General features: G+C 67.2%; 28 protein-coding genes, 1 tRNA gene and 1 pseudogene. 18 read left to right on the forward strand and 12 right to left on the reverse strand.

Annotated elements, in window-relative coordinates; genetic code table 11:
* Positions 1 to 80: 80 nt before the first annotated feature.
* Both ACFQVD_RS31450 and ACFQVD_RS31455 read right to left on the reverse strand, forming a co-directional pair.
* A complete protein-coding gene (locus ACFQVD_RS31450) occupies positions 81 to 233 on the reverse strand; it encodes a hypothetical protein (RefSeq protein ID WP_343970591.1) in 153 nt (50 codons plus the stop codon).
* Positions 230 to 1,474, reverse strand: a complete 1,245-nt coding sequence (locus ACFQVD_RS31455) for an MFS transporter (protein ID WP_343970588.1) — start codon at positions 1,472 to 1,474, stop codon at positions 230 to 232. The genes ACFQVD_RS31450 and ACFQVD_RS31455 overlap by 4 nt, the downstream gene beginning before the upstream one ends.
* 94 nt (positions 1,475 to 1,568) lie before the next feature.
* On the opposite strand from ACFQVD_RS31455, the gene ACFQVD_RS31460 reads away from it, so the two are divergent.
* Positions 1,569 to 2,120, forward strand: a complete 552-nt coding sequence (locus tag ACFQVD_RS31460) for a CGNR zinc finger domain-containing protein (RefSeq protein WP_343970585.1) — start codon at positions 1,569 to 1,571, stop codon at positions 2,118 to 2,120.
* A gap of 57 nt (positions 2,121 to 2,177) precedes the next feature.
* On the opposite strand, the gene ACFQVD_RS31465 is transcribed toward ACFQVD_RS31460, so the two are convergent.
* Positions 2,178 to 2,300, reverse strand: coding sequence for a hypothetical protein (locus ACFQVD_RS31465; protein ID WP_343970969.1), 123 nt, complete (start codon positions 2,298 to 2,300; stop codon positions 2,178 to 2,180).
* Here ACFQVD_RS31465 and ACFQVD_RS31470 point away from each other — a divergent pair.
* Entirely contained in the window at positions 2,276 to 2,566 is a 291-nt protein-coding gene (locus ACFQVD_RS31470) for a winged helix-turn-helix transcriptional regulator (protein ID WP_343970582.1), read from the forward strand. The two genes, ACFQVD_RS31465 and ACFQVD_RS31470, sit on opposite strands and share 25 nt — an antisense overlap.
* 60 nt (positions 2,567 to 2,626) lie before the next feature.
* On the opposite strand, the gene ACFQVD_RS31475 is transcribed toward ACFQVD_RS31470, so the two are convergent.
* Complete coding sequence (locus ACFQVD_RS31475; protein ID WP_343970579.1) at positions 2,627 to 3,745, reverse strand: FAD-dependent monooxygenase; 1,119 nt, start codon at positions 3,743 to 3,745, stop codon at positions 2,627 to 2,629.
* A 92-nt stretch (positions 3,746 to 3,837) separates the two neighbouring features.
* Here ACFQVD_RS31475 and ACFQVD_RS31480 point away from each other — a divergent pair, with 92 nt between their 5' ends.
* Both ACFQVD_RS31480 and ACFQVD_RS31485 read left to right on the forward strand, forming a co-directional pair.
* A complete protein-coding gene (locus ACFQVD_RS31480) occupies positions 3,838 to 4,740 on the forward strand; it encodes a GntR family transcriptional regulator (protein WP_343970576.1) in 903 nt (300 codons plus the stop codon).
* Positions 4,741 to 5,003: 263 nt separating this feature from the next.
* The gene (locus tag ACFQVD_RS31485; protein WP_343970573.1) at positions 5,004 to 5,606 is read left to right on the forward strand and encodes a hypothetical protein; all 603 of its coding nucleotides are present in this window, start codon (positions 5,004 to 5,006) and stop codon (positions 5,604 to 5,606) included.
* A 681-nt stretch (positions 5,607 to 6,287) separates the two neighbouring features.
* Here ACFQVD_RS31485 and ACFQVD_RS31490 read toward each other — a convergent pair.
* On the reverse strand, positions 6,288 to 6,866 hold the full coding sequence (locus tag ACFQVD_RS31490) for a hypothetical protein (protein WP_343970570.1): 579 nt from the start codon (positions 6,864 to 6,866) through the stop codon (positions 6,288 to 6,290).
* 189 nt (positions 6,867 to 7,055) lie between these two features.
* Here ACFQVD_RS31490 and ACFQVD_RS31495 point away from each other — a divergent pair, with 189 nt between their 5' ends.
* Together ACFQVD_RS31495 and ACFQVD_RS31500 are read left to right on the forward strand one after the other, a co-directional pair.
* Complete coding sequence (locus ACFQVD_RS31495; RefSeq protein WP_343970567.1) at positions 7,056 to 8,312, forward strand: sensor histidine kinase; 1,257 nt, start codon at positions 7,056 to 7,058, stop codon at positions 8,310 to 8,312.
* Entirely contained in the window at positions 8,309 to 8,911 is a 603-nt protein-coding gene (locus tag ACFQVD_RS31500) for a response regulator transcription factor (protein ID WP_343970564.1), read from the forward strand. Before ACFQVD_RS31495 ends, ACFQVD_RS31500 begins: the two co-directional genes overlap by 4 nt.
* A 452-nt stretch (positions 8,912 to 9,363) precedes the next feature.
* On the opposite strand, the gene ACFQVD_RS31505 is transcribed toward ACFQVD_RS31500, so the two are convergent.
* Positions 9,364 to 9,936 (reverse strand): SbtR family transcriptional regulator, encoded by a 573-nt coding sequence (locus tag ACFQVD_RS31505; protein ID WP_343970561.1) that lies wholly within the window; start codon positions 9,934 to 9,936, stop codon positions 9,364 to 9,366.
* 179 nt (positions 9,937 to 10,115) lie between these two features.
* Here ACFQVD_RS31505 and ACFQVD_RS31510 point away from each other — a divergent pair, with 179 nt between their 5' ends.
* The 3 genes from ACFQVD_RS31510 to ACFQVD_RS31520 all read left to right on the forward strand — a co-directional run bounded on the left by ACFQVD_RS31510 (position 10,116) and on the right by ACFQVD_RS31520 (position 12,767).
* Entirely contained in the window at positions 10,116 to 10,478 is a 363-nt protein-coding gene (locus ACFQVD_RS31510; protein WP_343970558.1) for an ester cyclase, read from the forward strand.
* A gap of 887 nt (positions 10,479 to 11,365) precedes the next feature.
* Positions 11,366 to 11,779 carry a hypothetical protein gene (locus tag ACFQVD_RS31515; protein ID WP_343970555.1) on the forward strand — a complete coding sequence of 138 codons (414 nt, stop codon included), beginning with the start codon at positions 11,366 to 11,368 and terminating at the stop codon, positions 11,777 to 11,779.
* 559 nt (positions 11,780 to 12,338) lie between these two features.
* Complete coding sequence (locus ACFQVD_RS31520; protein ID WP_343970552.1) at positions 12,339 to 12,767, forward strand: hypothetical protein; 429 nt, start codon at positions 12,339 to 12,341, stop codon at positions 12,765 to 12,767.
* A 403-nt stretch (positions 12,768 to 13,170) separates the two neighbouring features.
* Here ACFQVD_RS31520 and ACFQVD_RS31525 read toward each other — a convergent pair whose 3' ends face one another.
* The gene (locus ACFQVD_RS31525; protein ID WP_343970550.1) at positions 13,171 to 13,692 is read right to left on the reverse strand and encodes a hypothetical protein; all 522 of its coding nucleotides are present in this window, start codon (positions 13,690 to 13,692) and stop codon (positions 13,171 to 13,173) included.
* Between the two features lie 536 nt (positions 13,693 to 14,228).
* On the opposite strand from ACFQVD_RS31525, the gene ACFQVD_RS31530 reads away from it, so the two are divergent.
* Both ACFQVD_RS31530 and ACFQVD_RS31535 read left to right on the forward strand, forming a co-directional pair.
* Positions 14,229 to 14,750 carry a GNAT family N-acetyltransferase gene (locus tag ACFQVD_RS31530; RefSeq protein WP_343970546.1) on the forward strand — a complete coding sequence of 174 codons (522 nt, stop codon included), beginning with the start codon at positions 14,229 to 14,231 and terminating at the stop codon, positions 14,748 to 14,750.
* Between the two features lie 282 nt (positions 14,751 to 15,032).
* Complete coding sequence (locus ACFQVD_RS31535; protein ID WP_343970543.1) at positions 15,033 to 15,515, forward strand: tyrosine-type recombinase/integrase; 483 nt, start codon at positions 15,033 to 15,035, stop codon at positions 15,513 to 15,515.
* Positions 15,516 to 15,692: 177 nt separating this feature from the next.
* Here the strand turns inward: ACFQVD_RS31535 and ACFQVD_RS31540 are convergent, their stop codons facing one another.
* Entirely contained in the window at positions 15,693 to 16,925 is a 1,233-nt protein-coding gene (locus tag ACFQVD_RS31540) for a hypothetical protein (protein ID WP_343970540.1), read from the reverse strand.
* 169 nt (positions 16,926 to 17,094) lie between these two features.
* Between ACFQVD_RS31540 and ACFQVD_RS31545 the strand changes: the two genes are divergently transcribed.
* The 3 genes from ACFQVD_RS31545 to ACFQVD_RS31555 all read left to right on the forward strand — a co-directional run bounded on the left by ACFQVD_RS31545 (position 17,095) and on the right by ACFQVD_RS31555 (position 18,772).
* Entirely contained in the window at positions 17,095 to 17,472 is a 378-nt protein-coding gene (locus ACFQVD_RS31545) for a hypothetical protein (RefSeq protein ID WP_343970537.1), read from the forward strand.
* Positions 17,469 to 17,729 (forward strand): hypothetical protein, encoded by a 261-nt coding sequence (locus tag ACFQVD_RS31550; protein ID WP_343970534.1) that lies wholly within the window; start codon positions 17,469 to 17,471, stop codon positions 17,727 to 17,729. Before ACFQVD_RS31545 ends, ACFQVD_RS31550 begins: the two co-directional genes overlap by 4 nt.
* A 572-nt stretch (positions 17,730 to 18,301) precedes the next feature.
* Positions 18,302 to 18,772 carry a hypothetical protein gene (locus ACFQVD_RS31555; RefSeq protein WP_343970531.1) on the forward strand — a complete coding sequence of 157 codons (471 nt, stop codon included), beginning with the start codon at positions 18,302 to 18,304 and terminating at the stop codon, positions 18,770 to 18,772.
* A 54-nt stretch (positions 18,773 to 18,826) separates the two neighbouring features.
* Here the strand turns inward: ACFQVD_RS31555 and ACFQVD_RS31560 are convergent, their stop codons facing one another.
* Entirely contained in the window at positions 18,827 to 19,699 is an 873-nt protein-coding gene (locus ACFQVD_RS31560; protein ID WP_343970528.1) for a GntR family transcriptional regulator, read from the reverse strand.
* 214 nt (positions 19,700 to 19,913) lie between these two features.
* On the opposite strand from ACFQVD_RS31560, the pseudogene ACFQVD_RS31565 reads away from it, so the two are divergent.
* From ACFQVD_RS31565 to ACFQVD_RS31580, 4 genes and pseudogenes are all read left to right on the forward strand, one after another.
* Positions 19,914 to 21,008, forward strand: a pseudogene (locus ACFQVD_RS31565) (replication initiator); the annotation flags it as partial.
* A 94-nt stretch (positions 21,009 to 21,102) separates the two neighbouring features.
* The gene (locus ACFQVD_RS31570) at positions 21,103 to 21,309 is read left to right on the forward strand and encodes a hypothetical protein (protein WP_386274405.1); all 207 of its coding nucleotides are present in this window, start codon (positions 21,103 to 21,105) and stop codon (positions 21,307 to 21,309) included.
* Positions 21,306 to 21,512 carry a helix-turn-helix domain-containing protein gene (locus tag ACFQVD_RS31575; protein WP_285707720.1) on the forward strand — a complete coding sequence of 69 codons (207 nt, stop codon included), beginning with the start codon at positions 21,306 to 21,308 and terminating at the stop codon, positions 21,510 to 21,512. The genes ACFQVD_RS31570 and ACFQVD_RS31575 overlap by 4 nt, the downstream gene beginning before the upstream one ends.
* A complete protein-coding gene (locus ACFQVD_RS31580; RefSeq protein ID WP_343970520.1) occupies positions 21,509 to 22,702 on the forward strand; it encodes a site-specific integrase in 1,194 nt (397 codons plus the stop codon). Before ACFQVD_RS31575 ends, ACFQVD_RS31580 begins: the two co-directional genes overlap by 4 nt.
* A gap of 56 nt (positions 22,703 to 22,758) precedes the next feature.
* On the opposite strand, the gene ACFQVD_RS31585 is transcribed toward ACFQVD_RS31580, so the two are convergent.
* The 3 genes from ACFQVD_RS31585 to ACFQVD_RS31595 form a co-directional block, all read right to left on the reverse strand.
* Positions 22,759 to 22,834: transfer RNA gene (locus tag ACFQVD_RS31585), tRNA-Ala, on the reverse strand.
* Between the two features lie 125 nt (positions 22,835 to 22,959).
* Positions 22,960 to 23,697 carry an HAD family hydrolase gene (locus tag ACFQVD_RS31590; protein ID WP_343970517.1) on the reverse strand — a complete coding sequence of 246 codons (738 nt, stop codon included), beginning with the start codon at positions 23,695 to 23,697 and terminating at the stop codon, positions 22,960 to 22,962.
* Positions 23,698 to 23,726: 29 nt separating this feature from the next.
* Complete coding sequence (locus tag ACFQVD_RS31595; protein WP_211264163.1) at positions 23,727 to 23,846, reverse strand: DLW-39 family protein; 120 nt, start codon at positions 23,844 to 23,846, stop codon at positions 23,727 to 23,729.
* Positions 23,847 to 23,892: the final 46 nt, after the last annotated feature.

Below are 23,892 nucleotides of genomic sequence, written 5' to 3' on the forward strand. Positions count from 1 at the left end.
CCCCCGCATCGCCCACCATCGACGCCACCGAACACCTCGTCCGGCGTGGCCTCGGCGACGAGTTCCCGGTGGATGCCCGGTCAGGCGGTGGCGCTGTGCTCGCTGGCCGGGCTCTTGAAGGTCTCGCCGTACCGGCTGAGCCGGGTCTTCTCCCAGGAGAACCGCTGACCCGCGGCGGTACAGAATCCGGCTGGAGGGGAGAGCCTGCACCAGGTGCCGTCGGCTGCGCTCACGCGACGGGCTGATGGTCCGCCCTCGGCTCGATGGTCGCGGACAGATCCGTACGGAGCGCGTACGGCACGAAGAGGCCCAGCACGACGACGGCGAGCCCCGTGGCCAGGACGAACACCGTCCGCACGCCCCACAGCTCCGCCGCGACTCCGGCCAGCGCCGCGCCGGCCGGAATCACCCCCCAGCTGAGCACCCGAGACGCGGCGTAGATACGCCCCAGCAACTCCGGCGGCGACAGGTTCTGTCGGATCGTGGCCACCAGGATGCGCCAGATGCTCGACCCGGCCCCAGCGATCACCGCCCCGGCGGCCACGGTCCACACCGGCCCGCCCAGCGCCACAGGCGCCACCAGCAGAACGGTTCCGGCGGCGTCGACGATCAGCAGCCTGGTCACCCCGAACCGGCGCCGCAACGGCTCCACCACCGCCGCCGCGAGCAGTCCGCCCACGGCCATCGCCGTCAGCACCAGGCCGTACTGGGCCGCGGTGAGGCCGAGCGGGCCGGGGCTGACCGCGTACACGACGAGCAGGGCCGTCGCGACCGCCCAGGGGATGTTCATCACGGCGGTGAAAAGGGTCAGCGTTCGCACCACCGGCTGCCGCCACAGGTACCGGAAGCCGGCGACCACGCCGCCGCCCCCTGAGATTCGGGTCCCGGCGGGCGCCCGGCGCAGGGCCATCACGGCGATGCCCGCGACGGCCAGGGCGTAGAGGGCCGCGCTCGCACCGGTGGCCAGAACGAGGGTGAGGCTCGCCAGCAGGCCCGCGAGCGGTGGGCCGGCGAGCTGGTTGGTGACGTTGATGGTCGCCTCGATGCGTGCGTTGGCTCTGTTGCGGCCGGCGGGCTCGACGACCATGGGGATGGTCGAGGTCAGCGCGGTGTCGACCAGCGTCTCGGCCACGCCGAGCAGCACCGCCACGGCGAGGAGCAGCGGCAGCGACAGGGTACCGGTGAGGTGACCGACGGTGAGTCCGGACAGCACCAGCGCGCGGACCAGGTTGACGCCGCTCAGCAGTGTCCTACGGTCGACCCGGTCGACGATCCAGCCGGCGTGCAGGCCGAAGACCGGCCATGCCAGGGTGAGCGCCACCGTCACGGCCGCCACCCCGCCGGGCGAGGCGTCGACGGCGATGGCTAGCAGTGGCAGGACGAACAGCGCCATGCCGTCGCCGAGGTTCGCGGCGCCGGTGCCGAACCACAGCGCGTTGAACGACCGACCCAGCGGCAGCGGGAGGAGGCGCATCTGTTTCTTACCTTTCAAATACCTTTGATCGGTCATAGCGTGGCCTATGTCACCTGACCTGTCAACGGGATTTGATCGGTGAGATACTCGTGCCGTGACTGCCATCGAGCTGGTTGGGAACGCGCTGTGCCTGGACTTCGCCAACACGGTCAACGCTCGTCCGGTGGCTCGGCGAGACTGGCTGGGCACCCCGGAGGAGGCTGTGACCTGGGCCGCGGCGGCGGGGCGTCCGATCGGGGAACCGGACGGGCTCGCGGCGGCCCTGCCGGATGCCCGCGAGCTGCGCGAGGCGGTGTTCCGGGTGTTTCAGCCGCTTGCGCAGGGAGGGCGGGCGCCGCGGCCGGATCTTGATGTCGTCGTCGCGCTGCACGGTGACGGCATCGCCCATGGCCGGCTGGAGGAGGCCGGCGGGAACTTCCGGTTCTCCTGGGGGGCACCACGTACGCTGCGAATCCTGCTCTGGGAGGTCGCGGCCTCGGCGGTCGAACTGCTCACACACGGGCCACTGGATCGGCTCGGTGAGTGTCCGTCGTGCTGCTGGCTGTTCCTGGACGTCAGCAAGAATCGTCGCCGCCGGTGGTGCAGCATGACCACCTGCGGCAGCCGCGACAAGTCGCGGCGCTACTACGCGGGGCGCTCCGGCTGAGGGCATCGGCCGGACACGCGGCCACCACGCCAGGATCGTGAAGTGTCGGCACGGGTATCACGCGGCCGCCGACGGGACGCGTGGGATGGCGGAGTCGGGGTCGGTGCCGGCGAAGACCAGCCCGATGACGAAACCCGCGACCTCCTCAAGCCGGCGTGCGCGATCCAGCGACCCCAGCACGGCCGGGACTCCGCGTCGGCGGCATCAGTGACAAGGTGTTGACGGATGCGTTGCGTCGCCTGCTCGCGAACGGGCTGATCGACCGCCGTGCACACGCCGAAGCCCCGCCGCGTGTCGAGTACGCCCTGACATGCCTGGGGCAGAGCCTGGTCGACGGTCCGATGAAGGCTCTCGGACGTTGGGCGACCGAGCACGATGACAAACTTCTCGACGCTCAGGAGAGGCACCTGCGGAACATCACCGAAACGCGTGTCGGCCGACCATGATCCAAGGTGTCACTGGAGCACCGGGAGATCGGAGACAGGGCGTTTCAGCTCGATACCGGTTCATCGGGGAAGCTGGATCGCGTTCTTCACGTGGTCCAGCGGACTCTCCCCGGAGGAGATCTCCTCCGACTGGTCGCGGTTGTTCTCCACGAGCGCCTGGTTGAGTTCCACCCACGGTCGCATGTGCTCCTCATAGGCGGCGAACGCGGCCTCGTGACCCGACCGGGCCAGTTCGGCGGCCAGGACGTACGCGCCGACCAGTGCCAGGCTCGTACCCTGGCCGGACAGGGGTGAGGCGCAGTAGCCGGCGTCGCCGAGCAGCGTCACCCGGCCGGCCGACCAGCGCTCCATCCGGACCTGGGCCATGGAGTCGAAATAGAAGTCGGGCGCGTCCCACATCGCCCTGAGCAGCCGAGGCACCTCCCAGCGCGCGTCCGGGTAACGCTCGGCGACCAGTCGCTTCTGCGCCTCGACGTCACGGTGGTCGTACGTGACGGGCTCCTCGGCGTGGAAGCCGAGGTTGACGCGGAGTTCGGTGTTGTCGCGCACCGGGTAGATCGCGCCGCCCGTGTTCCCGTCGTTGAACCAGGTCTGCCAGTTCTCCAGGCCAAGACAGTTGTCCATGGAGAAGATCGACAGGTACGTCCCGAGGTGGTGCACGAACTCCTGCTCGGGACCGAACACCAGACGGCGGACATTGGAGTGCAAGCCGTCCGCGCCGACCACGAGGTCGAAGGGGCGTGCGCCCGCCCGCTCGAAGACGGCCCGCACGCCACGCTCGTCCTGGGCGAGCGAGGTGATCGAGTCGCCGAACAGGTACTCGACGTCGTCCTTCGTGCTGTCGTGGATCAAGAGGCTCAGGTCCTCGCGGAGCAACTCGACGTCGTCGCTGTCGAGGCGGCCGCTGGACATCGCCATCTCCGTGGAGCGCCACAGCTCGTTGCCGTCGCCGTCGAGCATGGACATGCCGTTCATGCGGGTACGGCAGCGCCGCACGTCGGAGAGGATCCCCATGCGCTCGACGACGGTGAGCGCGGTGCCGCGCACGTCGATCGCCTGACCGCCGGGGCGGAGTGCGGGAGCGCGCTCGACCACGGTGACGGTGAAGCCGTGCCGGCTCAGGAAGTAGGCCAGGGCGGGACCGGCGACGCTCGCGCCGGAGATCAGCACAGAAGTCATGGCTCCTTGGTATCCCCGGCGGTACCCGAACGCCCAACTGTGCTAGAACAGATGCAGCTTCAACCGTCATATCTGTTCTAGGACAAATTATCGTGGAAGCTCCCTACCAGCGCATCGCCGCCGACCTCCGGCGTCGCATCCAGGCGGGCGAGCTCGCCCCCGGCGACAAGACTCCGTCCACCCGCGCGATCGCGCGCGACTTCGGGGTCGCCCTGGCCACGGCGGTGCGGGCGCTCGCCGTCCTCAAGGAGGAAGGACTGGTGGAGGGCAGGCCCCGGTCGGGGACGGTGGTGGCGGCCACTCTGAGCAGGCCGCGGCGACATCCCGGTGCGGTGGAGCTGACCCGGGAGCGGATCGTGCGCGAGGGGATCGCGATCGCCGACGCGGAAGGGCTCGGCACCGTGACCGTTCGCGCCGTGGCCGCGCGTCTCGGCGTCTCGGCCGCGGCGATCTACCGGCATGTGCGCGGCCGCGACGACCTGGTACGGACCATGGCGGACCTCGCCTACGGCGCGGAACGCTACCAGGACGTGACGCTCGGCCGGCGGGACCGGCTGGAGATGGTCGCCCGCACGTTGTGGCGGATCTACCGGCGACATCCCTGGCTGCCCCACCTCGCCCCGCTGGGGCGTCCGCTGCCACTGCCCGGCGTACTCAGGCACGGCGAGCAACTGCTGCTCGCGCTCGACGGGCTCGATCTCGATCCGGCGACCGCGATGACCATCGATGTTCTGCTCTACGCATACGCGCAGGGGCTCGCCGTGCATGTCGAGCGGGAGGCACAGGCGATGTCGGCCACGGGCCTGTCCAGCGAGCAGTGGCTCGACACCCAGGGCGGCACGGTGAACGCCGTCGTCGCCGCCGGACGGGCGCCGTTGCTCGCCAAGCTGATCGGCGAACTCGGCGCGGACGGCTACGACTTCGACCTCGACAGGCTCTTCGAGTTCGGGCTCCAGGCGCTCCTCGACGGCCTCGGCATCGGAAACGCCGACTGATGATCCGGCTGTCTCCGCGCTCCGGTTCCCCGGAGACGGCTCGATGAGTGCCACGTTCCTCAAAGCAGGTGGATGACGCCGGGGATGGCGTTCGGTCGAGGTCGCGTTCACCGGCGCCTGCCGCCGGCCCGCCTCATATAGGCGAATTCCATTCAGAAGGTCAGCGGAAGACTTCCTGGACCGACTTCGGCGGGTCGGCCACGATGAGGGGCATGACGAAGAACGGACCGGCGCGGCCGCCGACGGCGAGTGGAGGAGCAGGTTTGCGCCTGAACTGGGCGGCAGTGGGCGCTCTGGCGGGTGCGGTGGCCGCCGTGGTCACGCTGGTCGCCTACCTGATGCCGCCGACCCCGCCTCCGCAGCCCCCGTCCGACGCGGTAGTCACCACCTCGCCTCCGCAGCCCCCGTCCGACGTGGTAGTCACCACCTCGGCTCCGCAGCCGTCGTCGCCGGATCCGGTCACCACCGGGCACGCACCGCCGGCCCCGAGCCCCCCGCCCGAGTCCAGCGCGCCCCAGCCGCCGGCGCCAAGCACCACGCGAGCGGTGCCGGTCGCCTCCCCGCCGGTGTCAGCGGTCCGGCCCGGGGGCTGCGACGAGACGACGACGGCGCTGACCGCATACCGCCGGAACGCCGGGACCACCAGCAGCAGCCAGGCGGCCGCGGCTCGCCAGACCTACCTCGACCTGATGGGCGCGGTCCTCGACGCTCAAGGAGCGGTGGGGGCGACGATCAGTCGACTGGCCGCCGAATTCCAGGAACTGAACTTCCGGCTGACCGGCATGACCGGCGGCGATCCCAATCAGGTGATCGCGGATATCAACACGGACCTCGCCGAGCTCAAGAGGCTGTGCGAATCCGGCTGACCTGACGACACGTCACAGCCGGACTGGCCCGCGGCGGCCGCGGAGCAGCGGGGGCCGGTGGGTCCGCGCCTGAGCGCCGTTCCCACGTGCTCATCGCCTCCGCCGGCGCATACCCGACACCGCGGCCCTCCCGATCGACATCCCGCTACGGGCGACGCGCCCTCGACTCATTCAGCGCAGCAGGACGCCCGACGGCAGCCTCGGCCGGCGGCGTTGCTGTATTTCGCCGCTGTACGGCACGGAAAAGGCCACTTCCCGATCACGGAAGGTAGCCTTTGACATGGGTGGAACCTAGGAGATTCGAACTCCTGACATCCTGCTTGCAAACGAGCGCCGGTCACGACGTAGAGAGCTCCGCACCCTGCTCAGACGGCAGATAGCGACCGGTGAAGTGTGATCATGTAAGGCAGCGTTGCTGTACCTGCTGCTGTACACGGCATCCCGGCCGGCGGCCCGCTCTGTCATCCGATGGCAAGCCGGCCCAGATTGCAGGCCGCCAAGCCCGAGCGCCGGAGGCGGCGCGCCGGCCTGATTTTCCGCTCTCAGGCGGAGCGATCACCTGCTCGGCCGATCGAGAGCGTGGTCAGGCGCGTCTGCGCGGTGGCCGGGATGTGTCGGCGTGTGGCGATGTTGCTGCCAGCGCTGGAGGTTGGCCGCCGTATCCGACGGTTTCCTGGCGCGTCACACCAGGAAGATCAGCTCGATTCCGACCAGCACGTCGAACACGCCGCACCACTCGGCGTAGGAGCGGGTGACGACCTTGCCGCGCCACAGGTGCACGAAGTCCCAGACGCCGTGCACCAACCATCCGGCCGCCACCACGTATCGGCCGATCTCAGGGTCGAGGGCCAGCCCGGCCAGCGCTAGCGCGCCGAACCCGATTACGCCGATCGCCTGGATCCTGAATTCGCCGGACCGGCGCGAGTGTCCATCGATCATGCCCCAGACCAGCACGGCCAGTGCCAGAGCGAGCAGGACGGTGGACGGCGCGACCAGATCCAGCAGCCGCGCCCCAAAGATGATCACCGTTCCGACGCCCAGCAGCGGCCACGACAGCGCGGGTCGGCCCAGCTTGGCGACGACGAGATACAGCAGCGGCAGGGCAGGCAGGATCTGCGCGAAGCTCCTCACCTCGCTGCTCAGGTCGCTGCCGCTGCTCAGCGTGAGGAACATCAGTCCGATGGCGACGGCGATCGGCCAACGATCCTTGAGCACGTGGATCCAGCGCTTAGGGGCGGGTGCGGTATTCGCGGCTTGCATCAGAGGCCTCCTTGATACGGGGGTCAGGTATAGATGACCTCCAGGCTCGCCGACACGGGCATCTTCTCGGTAGCGCCGAAACCGCATGTCAGAGGATGGACATGTCATGTGATCGCATGACATTTGTCATCATGAGGTGGCGGCGAGACATAAAGGGTTGACGCGGTGGATTGCTGCGACAATGGCCGCGTGCGTGACGTGCCGGTCGATCCTGGAACGAGGCTGACGAACTTCCGCCGCTACACCTGGTGGAGTCTCATCGGCGTCACCGCGTTCTTCCTGGCCTTCAGCGTCAAGAACCAGATCATGGACACAGCGGTGCCGGTCATGGTCCGACTCGCCGCCGTGGCCACCTTGGCGCTGACGGTGGCGGCCATCGCGGTGTCCACCAGCCGTCGGCTCCCGCGCATTCCCCTTGAGTCCCCGGGCAGACCACCGCCGGTGAGATGGCTGGTGGCCGGAGGTGCGGGCGGGACGGTACTGGGCGTGATCCTGCTCGCCCTGCGGGACTACGGGCTCTGGTCGTTCGGCCCGGCCATGATGGTCTCGATCATCGCGACGTTCTTACCCGGTCGGCGCCCGTGGCTGCTGATCACTGTCACGGCGGCAGGCGCGGCCGTTCTGGGCGGGGTCACAGCCGCGCTGTCGGGGCAGGGATCGGTGTTCGCGACGGCGTTCCCTGCCGGACTGGTGCTCTTCACCGGCTGGGTCACGCTCGGGATGTTGTGGGCATGGGACGTCGCCGAGCAGTTGAACGCGGCCCGCCGGTTTTCAGCGGAGCTGGCGGTAAAGGACGAGCGGCTGCGTTTCGCCGCCGATCTGCACGACATCCAGGGCCACCACCTGCAGGTGATCGCGCTCAAGAGCGAGTTGGCGGCGCGGCTGGCGGAGGCCGACCCCGCGCGGGCGGCCGCGGAGATGAAGGAGGTGCGGCGGCTGGCCGCAGACGCGTTGCGGGACACTCGTGCCGTCGTCCAGGGGTATCGCCGCGTCACGCTGGAGGAGGAGATCGGGAACGCGACCAGAGTGCTTGCCGCGGCCGGAATCGACGCCCGGATGGAGCTCGACCGCGCCGCCGTTCCCGGCCTTCTTCCCGATCCGGGCCCGCGCCTGCTGGGGCTCGTGATGCGGGAGGCGACCACCAACGTGCTACGCCACAGCCGCGCCCGGCACGCCGAGGTCGGCTACCGGATCATCGGCGGCCTGGCCCGTCTCACGGTCGCCAACGACGGCGCGCCCGATCATCCCGGCACGGGGCGGGAGTCCGGTCCGGGTACCGGCCTGCAGACACTCGCTGAGCGGCTGCAGGCCGTCGGGGGCGAGCTGACCTGGCGGCGCGACGACGACCGTTTCGTCGTGACGGCCTCCCTGCCTGCGGAGACAACCGGCCAGGAATCCGCGAACGCTCGAAATGCCGCGGCGGCCACTGAACCGGAGGCGCGATGATCCGGCTGTTGATCGCCGACGATGAGGACCTGATCAGGGGTGCCCTGACGGCGCTGCTGGAGCTGGAGGAGGACCTGACCGTCGCCGCCGAGGCGGCCACCTCCACCGACGCCGTGCGCTTGGCCCGCGAGCACAAGCCCGACATCGCCGTACTGGACCTGGAGATGCCGCCGACCGACGGCCTGCGTGCCGCTCAGGAGATCAGGGCGGAGTCCTCCATCAAGATCATCCTGGTGACACGGCACGCCCGCCCGGGGGCGCTGCGCCGCGCGTTGTCAGTGGGTGTGAGTGGGTTCGTGCCCAAGACCACCCCCGCGACGAGGCTGGCGGAGATTATCCGCGACGTTGCCGCCGGACGGCGCTACGTCGATCCCGACATCGCCGCCTCGGCCCTGACCGAGGACGACTGCCCGCTCAGCGACCGGGAACTGGAGGTGCTGCGGGCGTCCCGGACCGGGGCCTCGATCAGGGAGATAGCCGCCCAGGTCCACCTGGCGCCGGGCACGGTACGCAACTACCTGTCGGCGGCCATGTCCAAACTCGGCGTCAGTTCCCGCCACGCCGCCGCTCACCGCGCCTGGGAAGAAGGCTGGATCTGAGGATCATTCGGTGGACTTGTCGGGGACGTAGGAGAGCCTGTCGGGGGTTGCTGACGGCGGAAACGTCGCGGACTCGAGCACCCTGGCCGGTCTGGCGTCCCATGGATCGAAAAGGCCACTTTCCGATCACGGGTAGTGGCCTTTGCCCTGGAGCGGAGCCAAGGAGATTCGAACTCCTGACATCCTGCTTTGGTGAAAACGAGAGCCAGATGTTTGTCTGTGTGAGAGCCGGGATCGCACTCATATCGGCCAGTTCGGGAGCCACTCCGGCCTACCTCGTCACCGAGTATGGCCGTCGCTCGCCCCACCTCGGCCCCTCGCTCCCGAATGTGTCCCCAGCCGCCAGGTAGCTGATCGCAGGTCCTCGGTCGTTGCCAGTCACTCTGATTCCGGAGACGTCGTGGGAGTGGAGGTCCTTGGCTTGGTTAGGGGTGGAGTTGCCTGGGCCCTTGTTATCGGGGTTGGGGCCGTAGTCCGTCGAGGATGATCTGGGCGATGTGTGCGGAGCGTTCGTGGCTGGTGTCCGCGTCGGCGTGTCGGATCGCGGCGAAGGCGCCGGCGACGATTGCCATCACCTCGTCGACTGTCACGTCGTGGCGTACGACGCCGGCGCGATGGGCGCGATCGAGCAGGTGTGCGACCTGGTGCGTGAGGTCGGCAGCGGCGTCCGGAGCGGCGTTGCGCAGGTCGAACTCGGCGGCCGTGAGCGCGCTCTTCACCGCCGCGTTCTCCGCGCCTGAGGCCATCATCCGGGACAGCAGCGTGAACAGGGCGGCCGGATCGTCGGTACCGGCGAGCGCTTCTCCCTCAGCGACCAACTGCCTGATCTGGTCGATCGCGACGGCGAGGTACAGCGCTTCCTTGGCGGGGAAGTGCCGGTGGACGGTGCCGGGACCGACACCCGCGCGGCGGGCGATCTCGTCGAGCGAGATGCCGAGGCCTTGTGAGGCGAACAACTGCTGCGCGGTCCGCAATACCTGCTCACGATTGCGGCGCGCGTCGGCCCGTAGCTCCCGGTCGTTCACGGGAGCCGTCGGTGGCTCGGCTGGAGTGTGCTTAGGCGTTCGACTGGACATCTCACGCCTAGCTTAACCGGGGCGTCGCCCCGTATGCTGCCCGTATATAAACGGGGCGAAGCCCCGCTTATGCGGTTGCGTCGTTTCGCCATGAGGCAGGCCCCACCGAACACGAGGAGGTCCCTTCGATGACCACACGCGAGGAAGCCAGCGCCCTGGTGCTGCGGATGCAGGAATGCTTTAACACCCGGCAGTTCGACCAGGCCGCCGATCTGTTCACCCCCGACTTCCTTAACCACCCGCTTGGCGCCACCGGGTTCGAAGCGGGCAAGGAGGCCTGGGTCCAGGTCGTTGCCCGGTTCCCGGCCATGCGCGTTGTCGCCGACGACATCCTGATCGACGGCGACAAGGTTGCCGTCCGCTCATCGGTTGAGGGGATGGCGGCCCCGGGTAGCGACGTCCGGCCCGTGCTCATCGAGATCTTCCGTATTGACAACGGCCGACTCGCGGAGACCTGGGGCGTCACCGAGGGCCCGGACCCACGTCACTGAGGCCCCGCGGTCTCGCAAGTTCCTCCGGCAGATCAGCCCCGCCACGCTGACGCTACCCACATCAGACTGGCCAGGCGGCGACAAGACAAGCGTCCCAGGCCCCGTGCTGGGGACTGGGGCCCTCACGTGCTCAGTGTCGGGATTAGCGCTAATCCCGACACCCTAGCGAGGGCTCCTCAGCGTAATCAGAACCTCATCCCGGGGGCTGGGGACACACTCGGGAGCGGAGGGCCACCTCCAGGTAGTCGTCCCTCGCTCCACCTGGACCTGGGACATCGCCGACGGCGACTATCGAGGAAGACCAGGGACCGTCATCGCGCCGGCCGGTCCGCCGGGGTGACTCTCAAACTCACCAACACGGCCCTGCGGCCGACGTGGCCACAAGAGCCAGTGACCGACATTCGGCTCTCGTTTCGGCCTACAGATCCAATGAGACCGACGTGTGCGGTGGTCAGGTAAGCCGAGCGCTGGGCTCGGTGCGAGGGCCGGTCGTACGGCGGCGCATGCCGTCCTTGATTCATATGAGCGCTGCAGGAAGAACCCGGAAAACAATCACACCGGTCTGGCCGTCTCCGGTTCCGGAGTCGACCGCGTCCCGGTGGAATGAAAATTTCACCCGTCACGCCGGTATTACGGCTCTGCAGGACTAATCCCCGACCTGGTGGCACGCCTGGCCCACCCTCGCGAGAGCTGCCATGACAATAAGTTAACGCCGGGCCGAATCAGTGGCTCTCAATCGCCTCTCTGGACGCCTGGAGGCCCCGACAATAATCTCCTGTGTGCTCCGCCGACATCACGAAGAGATGAGGTTGGAATTGGCACATTCCACAGCACGTCGTGCGGCCAGCTCTGTCGCCATCGTCATCGCAACACTCGCGGCAATCCTGGTGCCCGTCACTCCCGCGCACGCCGCCTACGGCCCAGACCAGACCGTGTCCATCACGGTGACCTCGAACGCCGGTCCGTCGATCATGCTCGCCCAGCTGACCGGCACGCTGGCGTTCGACGACGGGAACACGAAGTTCAGGTACGCGCTCCGGCTGTGCTGGGGGAGCGGCTCCTACCCCATGCCGAACTTCTACGTCTCCGTCAACGGCAGCACCGTCCTCTATCCCACCCAGACGGGCACGGCAGCCGCTCCCCCCGGGTGCCAGTTGTCCCTATTCCTCTACGACGGTGAATACACCCACTCCACTACCCTGACGAACGTCACCTTGTACGTGACGGGCGGCTGGTTCTATCCCGGCAACACTTACAACAGCCGCACCAAATCCGTGACCTACGACAACCCCTACAACTGAGCCGTCGGAAAAGCCGCGAGCACACCGCCACCCGGCGTACGCAACCGGGACACAACCCCGTCCGCACAGCGTGCGCTCTCGCGCTGGACCACTTCTGGAAAGGCACCGTGCGACCTCGCCGAGACAGCGTGTGCAGACAGCTTGCCGACGCCGAAATACCGATACACGAATTCCAGTGGAAGAGAGATCGTAGTCACTCGGACAGTCACGCACTCTCGCCAACGACCTTCGGCGAGAGTGCGTTTGAATTGGTGGAGCCTAGGCTGACATCCTGCTTGCAAACGGGAGCCAGTCGCGGCATTGAGGGCTCTTTGCCCTGCTCCATAGGCGGTTGCGGCTCGGCTGCGTGTGCCTGCGCGAGGTGATGTCGCGCCCTCGCGAACCGCGCTTTCACCGAGAACACGTAGGCCAAGTTCATCGATGAAGGACTGAACGTGACCCGCTTGACTCGAAAATGCACGGATTCTTGCCCGGACTTGTCCAGATACGGCAACCGAGCCAGAATCAGTTCAGCCTTCAACTACTTGGTTGGAGAGTCACTGCACGGATGAGGAGAGGCATGAAGCGCACCACCTCCATTCTCGTCGCCACCGGCGTCCTCGGTGCCATGCTCACTGGCATCAGTCCCGCGTCCGCAGCCACCTCCGCAATCGACTGCGCCACGGGCGGGTACACCCGGGTCCTGAACAGCTACGTCCCCACCAACGTCGAGAGGCCCGCGGTGGACGGTCGCAGCTACAACATCGGCGGCCCGTCGGCGTACACGTACGAGGTCTGCCTCGACATCCCGGACACCTCGACATTCACGATCGAGGTACGGATCTGGTCCAACGGGTCACAGAGTGTGTTCGTGGACGACCGGCCCGGGGACAAGGTCTTCCGCTACTCGCTCGGCGCCAACAGCTTCTGGCAGGTCTACGGCACGTTGACCGGGCCCGGCAGCACCTACCTCTACTACACCTGGCACGAGAAGCAGATCCCGGCCTGACGTGGAACGGGCCGGCCACCTCACTCAGCGAGGTGGCCGGCTCTACCGCTCTCAAGCGGCCCAGAAGCCTGCTTTATCCCGGGTTGAAATTCCACAGGCTCCCGATCTCTCAAACGGCTCGGTGAGCAACTGGATTCGTCGCCGTCAGCGTATTTCGCTGCTGCACGAGATCGCACAGGCCATTTCCTGATCACGAGAGGTGGTCTTTGACGTGGACTGGAGCCTAGGAGATTCGAACTCCTGACATCCTGCTTGCAAATCGGTCCGATCTCGGGCTGTGCAGGCCATGAGCTGGGCGGAGGGCTCCCCGCGAGCGACCGTGACTGACCGCCGTTGACCGCCCTTAATGGCCCGCCAATGGCCCGGCAGGCAGCCGGGCCGATCTGCTCGGCGACCGTCCCGGTCAGGCGCACGACCAGCAGTAGAGCTGCTGGCCATGTTCCTTCGCGCGGCGGGACAACCCGATGAGATCCTTGGCCACGGGCATCAGATACTCCAGGTCGGCCGAGCTGAAGTGTGAGAACTGCTCGCTCTTCGCCCAGCGCTCCACCACCCTCGGCAGGTGCGCGTCGTCGGCGCCGGCGAGCAGGTCACGCACGTTCACCGACAGCTCCTCGATACTCACGCTGCTGAGGTAGGGCGAGTCCTCGGGCAGGGCGTCCCATTCCTCGTCGGTCTGCGGGAACGGGTCGGGATACGAGGAGGGGTACAGGCGCACCGTGGCAACCAACTCCGTGGACAGGTCGACATTGGCGATGAGCGCCGCCAGCTCGTTCAGGGTTATCGACGGGTCGAGCCATTTGGTCTCCATGGCGTCGAACTCGGGGACGCCGTACTTAGCAGGGTCGGCGACCACACGGCCATGCTCCGGCTGGATGATCGCCATCTCACGATCCGCAGCCCGGTAGTACTCACAGAAGCCCATGCGAGTGATCCTGGTCCGGCACACGCAACAGGGCAACTCTCGTCAACGACGTCGTCGTCGTATTCCTGGCATCCTGCTTGCAAAGACGCATACCGATCTTGTTCGATCTGCGAAGACGCAGCTCCGTGCCCTGATCGCGTTCCCCGTGACTCCCCGCTGTTCCCCCTTGTTCTCCGTCCCATCGGGCACGCGACGGGCACAGCGGTACCCCCTTCGAGACGGTCTCCGGCATTGCGCCGCGCCTCCCCGCATGGGTACGGCTTGCCGTAGGCGATCGGGCACGACGCCGGGGATGCTGGATAGCACCGGAGACCGTCACCGCCCTGTGTCCCAGGGACATAGGGCGACCCAGAAACCTGCGGATTAAAAGAAGTCAATTCGATCAAGGTCAGAGGCTCTAACCTGCGGTCGCGGTATCCGTGAATGTTCGCTGAGTTCCGACGTCGTTCACGCTCTTGGCTGTACGGCCAAGGCTTCCGAGCCGCTGCTTGTCAATTAACTCGCACGCTTATTCCGCTTTCTGGTAGGAAACCGGCATGGTTACTGGAGATCGCGTACAGCTGCGCGCCATCGAGCCGTCGGACGCCGAGACTCTGTGGCGCTGGCATAGCGACCCTGAGGTCATGCGGTGGATGGATGCTCCTTATCCGCCGTCGCTGGCTCTCACCAGGAAGCGGCTTGAGGAGCGCGGCCCCGACTCCTACGGCAACCTGAACCTGATGATCGAGACACTCGACGGCCGGACGATCGGTATCGTCGCGCTACGGGAGGCTGAACCCGAGATCGGCGATGCCAAGCTCGATATCTATCTCGGTGAGAAGGACACCTGGGGCCAGGGGTACGCCACCGACGCGATGCGGACGATCTGCCGCTATGGCTTCGGCAAGATGCGGCTACACCGGATCTCGCTGACCGCAGTCGCCGAGAACGAGGCGGCCCGCCGGGTCTACGAGAAGGTGGGCTTCGTTGAGGAGGGGCGCATGCGTGAGGCGTTCCGGCGCGACGGAAAGTGGCACGACAAGGTCATCATGGGTCTGCTGGAAGACGAACTCCGCTGAACCTGGCGCGAAGGCCAGGGCAGGCTTTCGGTGAGCCGGGGCCGAGGAACGAGGTCCCGGATCGTCGATCGCCCCTCGCCACGTATGGCGGCCGACCACGATGAGACGATCGTGAGAGCTGCATCTGGGCGGCGGCGCGTCGCTGGGGTCGGCGAGTGCATCGGCTGTGGCGGGTGCGCGGGCGGCTACGGCCCGGGGCGCCGGTCGGGACCGGCCTCCAGGCCGCACGCCCGGTCGGCGAGCGGCAGAGGGCCAGGTACGGCGGCGGGCAAGCGGACGGTGGTGATCCCCGAGTTGATCATCGAGGACCTGCGGGCGCACGTGAAGAACTTCACCCAGGACGGCGACAAGGGACTGATCTTCGCGGGACCGGATGACGGTCCGCTACGGAACACCAACTTCAACCGCCGGGTCTGGGCTCAGGCACTCAAAGACGCGGATCTTCCGAAAATCCACTTTCACGACCTTCGGCACACCGGGAACACCCTCGCCCCGAACGCCGGGGCGTCGATCCGGGAGCTGATGGAGCGCATGGGTCACTCCAAGCACGCGGGCCGCGATGCTCTATCAGCACTCGACGTACGAGCGGCAGCGGGAGGTGGCACGGATCGCCCGTGGGGCACTTGGGAAGGGATCGGGCACGCAACGGGCACGGGAGCGAAAGAAGGCCGAATGAAGATCAAAGCTCAGGTTACGGCAACCGTGCCCGACCTGGGCTTTTTCGTGTCCGAGAGGAAGTGGAGCCTAGGAGATTCGAACTCCTGACATCCTGCTTGCAAAGCAACCCGGGTGGGGGCGGGACCATGGGCAATACCCGCTCCCACCTGCGCATACGGTCCATGGTGATCCACCGTCGTCCGGGCTTGTCCAGGGTCGTTGTCACCCAGTTGGTCACTCAGTGATTCGCCTGTCCGAGCCGGTAGAGCGCGTCTTCCCCGGTCCTCACTCGGGGCCGCTCAGCTCTCGATACGCCTCGCGCAGTTCTGCGGCTTCCGGCATGCGACGCGTTTCGATGGCACCGATCACCTCGCGCGCTCTCCAGTAGTTGGACGGCACCAGCACGCCACTCGTCATGGTCGTGAGGGCAAGCTGACCGGCCTCGTCGGGCTGGTCGGTGGCGAGAAGTGCCAGAGCAAGGTCAAGGCGTGCGGAGGTCGCTCGACGTGGACGAAGCAACCCATCCGCGGCCGACTCCAGGCGGGCGAGCACCTGCCGGGCGTACGACTCGGCGGCTGGGTCTCCCAGCCATGACAGCGTGGTCGCCACGTACGCCTCGCTCTTGGAAGGGTCGTAGCGGTAGTGGTGCTCGGGATGCTCGGGCACCGACAACGGCGAGACCAGCCGGGCAACCCGGTTCAGCGCATCGCGCGTCTCCGGGCCGGACCCGAGTCGTGCCCAGATTCGGCCTTCCTGCGCGGTCGCCTGAATATAGGCCGAACCGCCACGCGGTGCGATCGCCTGAGCCCCTTGGGTCAAGGCCAAGGCGCGGCGGTAGTCGCCGGTGGTGACCGCCTGCCATGCCTCGGTCTCCAGGCACCAGGCGGCGATCTCGGGATGCTCAGCGTGCTTGGCCAGCTGAGCGGTCGTGCGAAGCCACGTTCCGGCGGCCTCGAACTGGCGAAGGTCGATATGGCAGGTGGAGGTCAGCAGCGACAACCAGCCACCGGCCGTGAGAAGGCGGCGGTGCTCGGCGAACGTCTTCTTGGCGTCGACCAGGTGCGAGACGTACGACAGGTGCTGACGCACCCGTTCCAGCAGCTCGGCCGGTGGTGTCGCCTGGTAGGCCATCGCGAGGTCGTCGACGGCCGACTCCAGCCGCTCCAGCGTCTCATTGCCCACATCGCTGGCGGTAACCCGGCGGGCCAGTTCCAACGCCTCGATCTCCCCCGTGAAGAGAGCGCTGCCCCGTGCCGTGCTCGCTGGGTCATCGCCGAACAGCTCGGCTTCTCCCAGGCCGAACACCCGGCAGTAGAGCAGCCGGTAAGGGTCCTTGGGCTTATGCCTGCCCGCTTCCCAATCCTTGATCATGCGGACCAGGGATTCCCGCTCGGGCAGGCGGGCACGAGTGCGCGGGTCGGCGGCTTCGGCCAGTTGCCTGGCCATCTCTCGCTGCGTCCACAACTTGTCACGCCTTTCGGCGCGTAACCGTACGGCCCAGGCCGGAATGTCACCCATTGTGTGCACCTCGGGGGACGTGGTGGTCCACCTGACTCCCCCAGTCTCCCCTACTCGCGCTTTCGGCGCGGGGTACCTGGCGATGTCATGGGAGGGCCGTGAAAATGCGGAACCCGCAGGCGCTGTCACGCCGTACGGGTCCCTTGGCCGCACACTGGAGGTGCAACCCATGGATAACTGTAGAGCCGTCCCGCCCGCCGTTGACGAGGCGACGGTGGAGAGCCATGACAAGGCGCTGGCCGTGGTTCAGCGGCTTCTCATCGAGCGGGGAATCCGTGCTCACCGTCATCACACGATCAGCCTGGGGCTGTTCGCCAACAGTGCGGCGGCCTGGCCCGATCAGCCGCCTCTTCGGTCGTGGATGGAGCGGCACCCGCCGGAGCTGACCGTGAAGGGTCCGCAGGGCTGGCGCATAGCCACGGTGACCATGGGGCCGCGCTCGGGCAGCTACCTGGTCTCCCTGCGCGACGGCTCCGCTCTCCAGGCGATAAGAAGCGAGCATCCCGAACAGGTGGTTGCCCTGATCGTGGCTGCTCGGGGGTCGTGACCGTGTACGGCTGGGTCATCCTGGGCGATGCGGCCACCAAGAGAGTCAACGGCCAAGAGGTCGTCATCGCAGCCGGTAAGTCGGGCGACATCGGGGTGGCCATCAGGGCCTGGGAGGACGCTGAACGCCACCGGATGCTGTACGAACTGGGCAACCTCGGTCGCCTGGTCGATGCCGCGATGACTCGTCTCCAGCTCCACCACCGCACTCCGGGCGGGCGCGGGAAACACGTGCCGAAAACCGACGACACCAAATGATCACTGGTCAGGTGCGGCGACACACCTTCCCCGTAGTCGCGTTGCCGTACCTGACTGGCGATGACCGTGAGCAGGTGGCCATGTCATCCGGTGGCAACCTGACCCGGAGCACAGGGCCGCCAGGCCCGCGCACCGGAAGCAGGGCGGCAGAGTCCTTGCTCCTCGCCATTGAGGTGTTCCTGATGACCACCGAGTGGAGACGGCCGGCGCAATGCCGAAGGCACCCCGAAGGGGCCGCGAAGCGGTTGGGCCGGCGGTCGGAGCGGCAGGCGGCAACGCGTACCAGGGGCGGCGGGTGCGTTCGGTTCGGCGGGTGCTCGGTGCGGTGGGCGGCGGGCTTACGCCGTGCCGTCCCGGCTGGCGCGGGCCGGGACCGGCCGCCAGAGCCGCACGCCCGGCCCGCTGGCCGTGCCGGGACGGCGGGGCGTGTCCCGCCGTGCGGCGGCGCGGAGCGCTGCCGCTTTAAACCAGTAAAGAAACTCTGAGCCACCCATGATCATGCATGTCCTACGGGCCAGCCTCTGATGCCAGTCTCACCATCTGCGCCATCAAGACCAGCTATGTTAGAGATCATGAAGAAGGCGTACCTGGTGGTACTGGCGGTGGTCTTCGCGTTTCTCGCAGTGATTGGCGTCGTCACTTTCCCTGCGTTCTCCTATGTAATAGGGAATCGGAGCGAGTGCGGTGAGGAATACAACATCATCGACAAAGCCTTGGCGTCGTTCGACATCCTGGACGCACGCCCGCCTGGGGCCGTCCCGCGCGGGGAGCGCGACTCCAGCTGCGACACCGACGACTATTTTGCATCTGTGAGCCGGTCTTATCGCCCGGCGCAACAGCAAACCCTGGAAGATGTTCAGTCCTACTATCGCGCCATTGCCCTTCAACAGGGTTGGAAAGTCGTCGTCTCCAGCGAGGAGTTCTCTGACGGTGAGGACTGCGTCGTGAAGGACATCGAGGGCTCTCAAGTCAATCTGTCGGTTTGGTTCCCTCCAGAGACGAAGGGCGATTACCGCGTGAGTGTGTCCACTTGGCCTTGCTGACAACCTGAACGTCTGTCAGCTCTGGGTGATGAGGAAGCCACCTTCAGTAGGTTTCTAGATCATGAGGGCGATGCCGTTGTCGGCGAGTTCTTCGGGGGTGAATACCGCGCTGGTGTCGTCGGCCAGTTCGGCGCTGTAGCCGATCTCGTAGCGGTTGGCGGGGGCCTTGACCTCGGTGACCTCGATCGGGTGGCCGTTCTGGTCGGCCATGGTGCGGCGGATGATGAGGATCGCCTCGGCGTAGTCCATGCCCAGGCGGGCGCGTTCGTCTTCGTAGGCGATGCGGGAGGTGGTCAGGGTCATCCAGCGGATGGGGCCGTGTTCGCGGATGAGGGTCTGGTAGAAGAACGCGGGCCGCTTGCGGTACTGGTGGAAGCGCTTGGGGTCGTCCCAGTCGGGCAGCATGTCGGCGTTGGTGTAGGAGTTGATCTCCAGGCGGGCCGAGGCGCCGTGGATGCGGGCGGTGTGGCCGCGGTGCCACATGCTGCGGCGGTGGATGACCGGATGTCCGCTCCGGACGCCGAGGATGATCGCGATATCGCGGTTGGCGGTGATCTTCTCGCCGGTGAACAGCGGCGCGGCGGGGTCGACGTCGCGTAGGGCCAGATCCCAGCCGAAGGCTTGGATGTCGGGATGGTTACCGGGGGCGGCCAGGTCGGGCCTGGTCTGGTGGCTGATGAGGATGACCTGGCGTTCGGGCATGGGGCGGACGAAGGAGCCACGTCCGCGCATGACATAGGCCAGTCCTTCGGAGACCAGAGTGTCGATGGCCTTGCGCACGGTGGGACGCGAGACCTCGTAGCGGCGGACCAGTTCCGGTTCGCTCGGCAGGGCGCCGCCGGGCGGGTAGCGGCCGTCCAGGATCGCGGTTCTCAGGTCACTCGCGATGGTGCGCCAGCGGACGTCCTTGTCCTCGGTGGTCTCCACGGCTGCTCCTTCTCGGGAAGTTCCATAACTACTTGTACTACAGGTTGCATGAAACCCTCAACGCAAGGCAACATGTACTACAGGCAGTGTTGCATGAGAGGGGGCGGTCACCATGAACCAACCGAACGAGCACGACCAACAGGCACGACACCCGGAGTGGATGACCGATCTGGTCCAGGTGCTCAACGCACCCGGCTACGACCGGTGGCGGTCGATGGTGGCCGGTACCGGCGGCTGCGCCAACCCGATCCACCTGGCCGGAGAGTCGGCCATCGTGGACACGAGCACGGGCGAGATCCTGCACAGCTACCGCACCGCCGATGAGCCGTCCGGGCATCTGCTGGTGGCCTGCGGCAACCGCCGCGCCTCAGTCTGCGCGGCCTGCTCAGAGGTCTACCGGGCCGACACCTTCCAGTTGATTCGGGCGGGCCTGTCCGGCGGCAAGGGCGTCCCGGAGACTGTCAGCGCACACCCTCGGGCGTTCGTCACCCTCACCGCTCCATCCTTCGGCCCCGTACACACCCGGCGAGAGAAGAACGGGACGGTGCGGGCCTGCCGTCCCCGCAACCGCGACAAGCTCTGTGAGCACGGGCATCCGGTCGGCTGCCATGCTCGCCACGAGTCAAAGGACGAACGGCTCGGGCAACCCATCTGCGGCCAGTGCTACGACTACGTCGGTGCGGTGCTCTGGCAGGCACACGCGGGCGCGCTGTGGCACCGCTTCACCCTGGAAGTGCGGCGCACCCTGGCTGGCCAGGCGGGGCTGAGCCGCAAGGAGTTCGGCAAGCGAGTCCGGGTCTCGTTCGCCAAGGTGGCTGAGTACCAGCGGCGCGGCCTGGTGCACTTCCACGCCATCGTCAGGCTCGACGGTCCCGAAGGGGGCAGCGAACCCCCACCGGACTGGGCTGATCACCACCTGCTCACCCGGTCGATCCCGCCAGCGGTCCAGCGGGTCATCGTGACCTCGCCCGCCAGTGATCTCGGACGGCGGGATCTGGTCTGGGGTGATCAGCTCGACATCCGGCCCATCCTGCTCGACCAGACGGCCAATGGGCTGAGCGAGCGGGCGGTAGCGGGCTACATCGCCAAGTACGCCACCAAGGGTGCCGAAGCATCCGGCACCGTCGATTGTCGCTTGTCATGTCCGGCCTGTAGCGGTCGGGGGCGGCTGCGGCTGATGGCCTCCTGCGAGCGCTGCCATGGCACTGGCCTGAAACCGGGCCTGCACCTGGACGCGTTGCCGGTCACCGAGCACGCCCGGCGCATGATCCGCACCTGCTGGGAGTTGGGCGCACGCCCAGAGTTCGCCGCACTACGGCTGCGGCCTTGGTCGCACATGCTGGGATTTCGCGGCCACTTCTCTTCCAAGTCGCGCCGCTCGCTACTCCACCACGCTGGGCGACCTGCGACAGGTACGTGCCAACCACCGGGCCACCGAAGCACGCGAGCGGCACGGCCTTCCTACCCTCGGCGACGAGACGACGCTCGTTCTCGGGCACTGGCGCTTCGCCGGAACGGGCTACACCCCCGGTGAGGCGATCATGGCCGAACACATCCGGCACCGCGTCTCCCAGGCCCGCGCCATCGCGGCGAAGCGGGAGGACGGTTGACCGCACTGCGACCGCCTGGTGATCGGCGGCTGTATCGCGTCAGTGAAGCCATGTACCTGCTCAGCATGAGCCGCAGCGTGATCTACGAACAGATCCGGTCCGGGCGCCTGCGCTCGGTCACCCAGGGCCGGACCCGGCTCATCCCGGCCTCGGCCATCTCCGACTACGTGGCACTACTCGAACAGGAAGCGAGGGCATCATGACCACACGACGCAGCCGGGGAGACGGCGGCCTGCACTGGGACGAACAGCGAGAGCGCTGGATCGCCTCGGTGACCGTCGGCTACACCCCCGCCGGAAAGCGCATCGTCAAGAAGGCCAGCGGCAAGACCAAGACCGAAGCCAAGGCCAAGCTCAAAGAGATCATCCGCGACTACAAGGACGGGCTGGCCATCGCGTCGGGCGGCTACACCGTGGCTGATGCGGTCAAGTACTGGCTTGAGCACGGGCTGAAAGGGCGGGGGAGCAAGACGGTCGGCCTGTACACCGAGTTCGCCGAGAACCACGTCATCTCGGCGCTCGGTGCGCGCAAGCTCCGTGACCTCTCGGTGGAGGACGTTGACCGGTGGCTGGCGGGCAAGGCGCCGGAACTCAGCACGCGGACGCTCAAGATGATCCACGGCATCCTCAACCGGTCGGTGAAGAACGCCATGGTCCGCGACAAGGTGAAGCGGAACGTCGTGGATCTGTGCGAGGTCCCCGAGGGACGCCAGGGGCGTAAGTCCAAGGCGCTCACACTGGCCCAGGCCACGGCCGTGATGGCGGCTGCGGAACAGGCGAACGCGCGCATGCGTGGGTACGTCGTCCTGTCGCTGCTCACGGGGGCTCGTACCGAGGAACTGCGCGGGCTCTCCTGGACTCACGTGGTGGCGTTCGTCGACGAGCGCAAGGCGTGGGTTCCCGTCACGGAGGCGGGGTGGGAGCACACCGAGTACGCCGTCTACGTGTGGCGGTCGGTGCGGCAGAGCGGCGACACCAAGACCGTCAAGTCTCGCCGGACTCTCAAGCTGCCACAGCGTTGCGTCGAGGCGCTTCGCAAGCTCTGGGAGAACGACGGGCTCACCAGCGAGACCACCGACCACGGCGAAACGGGGAGGCTGGTGTTCTGCACGAAGAACGGGACCGCGCTGAGCGCCGGCAACGTCCGGCGGGACTTCCGGAAGATCCTCAAGGAGGCGGGACTGATCGACACGGAGTGGACGCCCCGGGAGATGCGGCACAGCTTCGTCTCGCTGCTCTCGGACTCCGGCGTGCCCATCGAGCACATCTCTCGACTGGTCGGCCACGCCAACACCGTGGTCACCGAGACGGTCTACCGTCTCCAGATCCGCCCCGTCATGCAGGAAGGCGCGACGGCGATGGACGGTCTCTTCGGAGGCGGGCGGGAGGCTTAGTCACCCAGATAGTCACTCAAGCCCGGTTTTCATGATCACAGACTGGGTGTTTTGGCTGGTGGAGCCTAGGAGATTCGAACTCCTGACATCCTGCTTGCAAAGCAGGCGCTCTGCCAACTGAGCTAAGGCCCCGAGATTCAAGCCGCTGCATGGGAGACGGCCTGCTTCAGTCGTACACCGTAGCAACAGAGACCGCCTCTACGCCAACTGGATCCGCGTGGTGGCGTCATGCCGGACGACTCTCCCCGGGACGGGTTTCAGTGGACGGCGGTGGCCAGAGGGGATTCGACGGGCGCGTCGGCGAGGAGGAGTCCCGGGAGATCCACGATGGAGTCGAGAATGTGGGTGGCTCCCCCGTTGAGGAGGCGTTCCCTGCTGTGGACGCCGGTCAGGACGCCGGCGACCACCGCCGCGCCGGCACGGCGGCCGCAGAGCATTTCGCTCTCGGAGTCCCCGACTACGGCGACCTGGCGTACGTCCTCGATGCCGAGTCGCATGACCGCGGCGAGCACCAGGTCGGGCATCGGACGGCCACGGCCGGTGTCCTCGGGGCACAGGGCCAGATCGATCCTGTCGGACCAGCTCAGGGCGGCCAGCACGCGGCCGAGCGTGACACGGCTGAAGCCGGTGGTGAGACAGATCTTGACGCCGGCACCGCGGAGCTTGTCGAGTGCCTCGACGATTCCGGGCAGTGGAACCAGGCCCGCGCGTCCGATGGCGCCCTCGTAGGAACGCTCGAAGGTCAGGTTGGCCGCCTGGGCCTGGGCCTCGTTGTCCGGGAAGATCCCCCGAAAGACATCGATCTTGGAGCATCCCCGGGACCGGTGCACGTGCACCATGGCACGAGCGTACGCACCGGTCCCGGGCACGATGCCCTGCGTGGCGATCGCCTCGGCGAACGCCCGCTCGACCATGGCGACGTCACCGATCGTGGTGCCTGCCAGATCCAGGCAGACAAGCCTGATGGGTTTTACGCCATCTTGGGCAAGGACCATGAAAGCACCCGAATCGGTAGCCGCGTCTGTCAGTTCTCGCTGCCGGTGGCTTCGGTCCACAGGTCGAGCTCGGCGCGGTCGGCCTGCACCTTGCGCCAGACCAGCAGCCCCCCGAGGGCGACGAGCGCCAGAACGAGCAACTTCTTCACGGTGTGACCCCACTTCTTGAGAAGTCTCACCTGCCGGGGTGAGACA

Source organism: Streptosporangium amethystogenes subsp. fukuiense (assembly GCF_042665875.1).
GTDB lineage: Bacteria > Actinomycetota > Actinomycetes > Streptosporangiales > Streptosporangiaceae > Streptosporangium > Streptosporangium fukuiense.